This window comes from Streptomyces sp. bgisy130 (genome assembly GCF_057708345.1).
The window spans coordinates 1-2,207 of record NZ_JBYISA010000101.1; the positions used below are offsets into that span (position 1 = coordinate 1).

General features: G+C 73.3%; 3 protein-coding genes and 1 pseudogene. 1 reads left to right on the forward strand and 3 read right to left on the reverse strand.

The annotated features are described in order from the left end of the window. Nucleotides 1-277, forward strand: a pseudogene (locus tag AC3EUV_RS38255) (glycosyltransferase WbuB); the annotation flags it as partial. 38 nt (nt 278-315) lie between these two features. Here the strand turns inward: AC3EUV_RS38255 and AC3EUV_RS38260 are convergent. The 3 genes from AC3EUV_RS38260 to AC3EUV_RS38270 all read right to left on the reverse strand — a co-directional run. Next, complete coding sequence (locus AC3EUV_RS38260) at nt 316-1,443, reverse strand: glycosyltransferase (RefSeq protein ID WP_435604890.1); 1,128 nt, start codon at nt 1,441-1,443, stop codon at nt 316-318. Then, on the reverse strand, nt 1,440-1,976 hold the full coding sequence (locus AC3EUV_RS38265) for an LbetaH domain-containing protein (RefSeq protein WP_432147162.1): 537 nt from the start codon (nt 1,974-1,976) through the stop codon (nt 1,440-1,442). The genes AC3EUV_RS38260 and AC3EUV_RS38265 overlap by 4 nt, the downstream gene beginning before the upstream one ends. Beyond that, nucleotides 1,973-2,207 (reverse strand): GDP-mannose 4,6-dehydratase (locus AC3EUV_RS38270; RefSeq protein WP_432147163.1); only part of this gene is annotated, 235 nt, incomplete at its 5' end. The genes AC3EUV_RS38270 and AC3EUV_RS38265, both read right to left, overlap by 4 nt.

Genomic DNA, 2,207 nt, shown 5'->3' on the forward strand with positions numbered 1-2,207 from the left:
CTTCATGACGGGCCGGCCGGTGATCGCCTCGGTGGCCGCCGAAGGGGGCACCGCACAGGAGGTGCTGCGCTCGGGCGCCGGGACGGTACTCGCCCCGGAGGACCCCAAGGCGCTCCTGGCGGAGGTCCGGGCGCTCGCTGACGACCCGGGGCGGGCGGCGCGGCTGGGAGCCTGCGGCCCGGAGTACGTCGAGCAGCGGCTCAGCAGCCGGGCCGGTCTGGAGCGGATCACCGAACTGCTGCGGATCGCAGGGTCCGGCCGCGGAGCGGGACGGTAGCCGCAGGCGGTGGGGGGCGGTTGCCCCCCGCACCCCGGTCACCAGGCACCCGGCCGGGCGAGGGATGATCCGTACCACTTCTCCAGCCGGTCGGCCACGGCCGCGAGCGAGAACTCCGCCTCGATGGCCGCTTGGCCTGCGCGGATGACGCGTTCCCGCAGCGGACGGTCCTCCAGGAGCCGCAGTACCGCATCCGCCAGCTGCTCCGGCGAACCGTCGGTCACCACAGCGGCCTCGCGCTGCCGGAGCACACCGGAAATACCGCAGCTGTCGGTGCACACCACCGGGGTGCCCACCGCCAGGGACTCCAGCACACTCATCGGGAACGGCTCGTCGACGCTGGGCAGGACATACACGGTGGCTTGCGCCGTGCGCCGCACCGCGGCGTCGTGATCGAGGGCTCCGCGGTACGTCACCACCTCGCCCAGCCCCTCCTCGGCGATCAGCCGCCGCACCTCCGCCAGCCGCCCCTCGTCCGAACCGTGCAGGGTGAACGACACCTCGGGCCGTTTGCGGTGCACCAGCGCCGCCATCCGCACGAACGCCTCAGGGCGCTTGCGGCTCTGTAGCCGTGCCAGGAAGAGCACATCGGTCTCGCTCCGCTCCCCGTCGGCCGGGCGGACGCGGACCCCGTTGGGGAGCCGGACCAGCCGCGGTCCGCGCGGCCCCAGTACCCGCCGCAGCCCGGCCTCCTCCTCGTCGGTGAGCACCAGGGCCGCGGCCGCCCGCCGCAGCAGCGGGACATACACCCGGTCGAAGAGCCGGGCCACCGCCGAGCCGCGGGGCTGGACCATGCCGTGCGTCTGCACGAGGAAGGGCCGGCGGCGCACCACGGCCACCACGAGCGCGGCCAGCGAGACCAGGTCCCGCCCGGCGTGCAGATGCAGGACGTCGGCCCGCCCCGCCCGCCGCCACAGCAGCGGCAGCAGCCCCGGGTGGAACAGGCCGAGGAATCCTTGCCCCGGCACGAGCGTGCGGGCGCGCCTGGCACGGAGCGGGACCCCGTCCACGGATCGCGGGGGCGCGCTCCGGCCCCGCCACAGTGAGACCAGCTCCACCTCGTGCCCGCGCGCGGCCAGTTCGCCCAGCTGCCCGGTGGCCACGCTCACGGGACCGCCGTAGGCCCCGTCGTCGCTGACCAGCGTCACCACATGAGTGACCTTCACCGCGTCCCCCCAGTGGTGTGCACGGCCCCCGGGGGCACATCGCGGTGGGCGACCGCGCCGGCGCCGACCACCGCACCCGCTCCGACGGTGACGCCGCGCAACACCGCGGCACGGGCGGCTACCCAGGAACCCGGCTCCAGACGGATCGGGGCATTGTCGAACTCGAAGGTGGACGAGCGGTGTTGATGGCTTCCCGTGCACAGCAGGGCGCCCTGGGACACACAGACGTCATGGGCGATGGTGATCGGCTCCAGGTTGATCAGCCAGGAGTCCTCGCCCACCCAGACGTCGTCGCCGATCGTGAGCTTCCACGGCCACTGCACCCGCACCCGGTGCCGGATGAGCACCCGCTCGCCGACCCGGGCGCCGAAGGCCCGGAGCAGTGGGGGCCGCAGTCGCGGCGGGCACCACCACTTCATGAACAGAACATTGAGCACGACGAACCACGCGATCTGGAATGGCAGCCCCCGGCCCTTGTCGTAGCCGGCGCCGGTGAAGCCGCGCAGCCGGCGGTCGGTAGCGGTGGCCGTCATCGGTCCACCCGCACCCGTTGGCCGGAGAGCTCGTCCTCCAGCTGCCGCACGTCCGACTCGACCATGATCCGCGCGAGGTCGTCGAACTGCACCTTCGCCGACCAGTCCAGCAGGCTCTTGGCCTTGGACGCATCGCCGATAAGCGCATCCACTTCGGAGGGGCGCTCGTACTTCGGGTCGAAGCGCACACTGCGCTCCCAGTCCATCCCTACCGCCCCGAAGGCGGCTTGC

Coding starts and splice junctions, on each gene's coding strand:
- AC3EUV_RS38265 (WP_432147162.1), bottom strand. CDS start 1,976: ATGACGGCCACCGCTACCGACCGCCGGCTGCGCGGCTTCACCGGCGCC.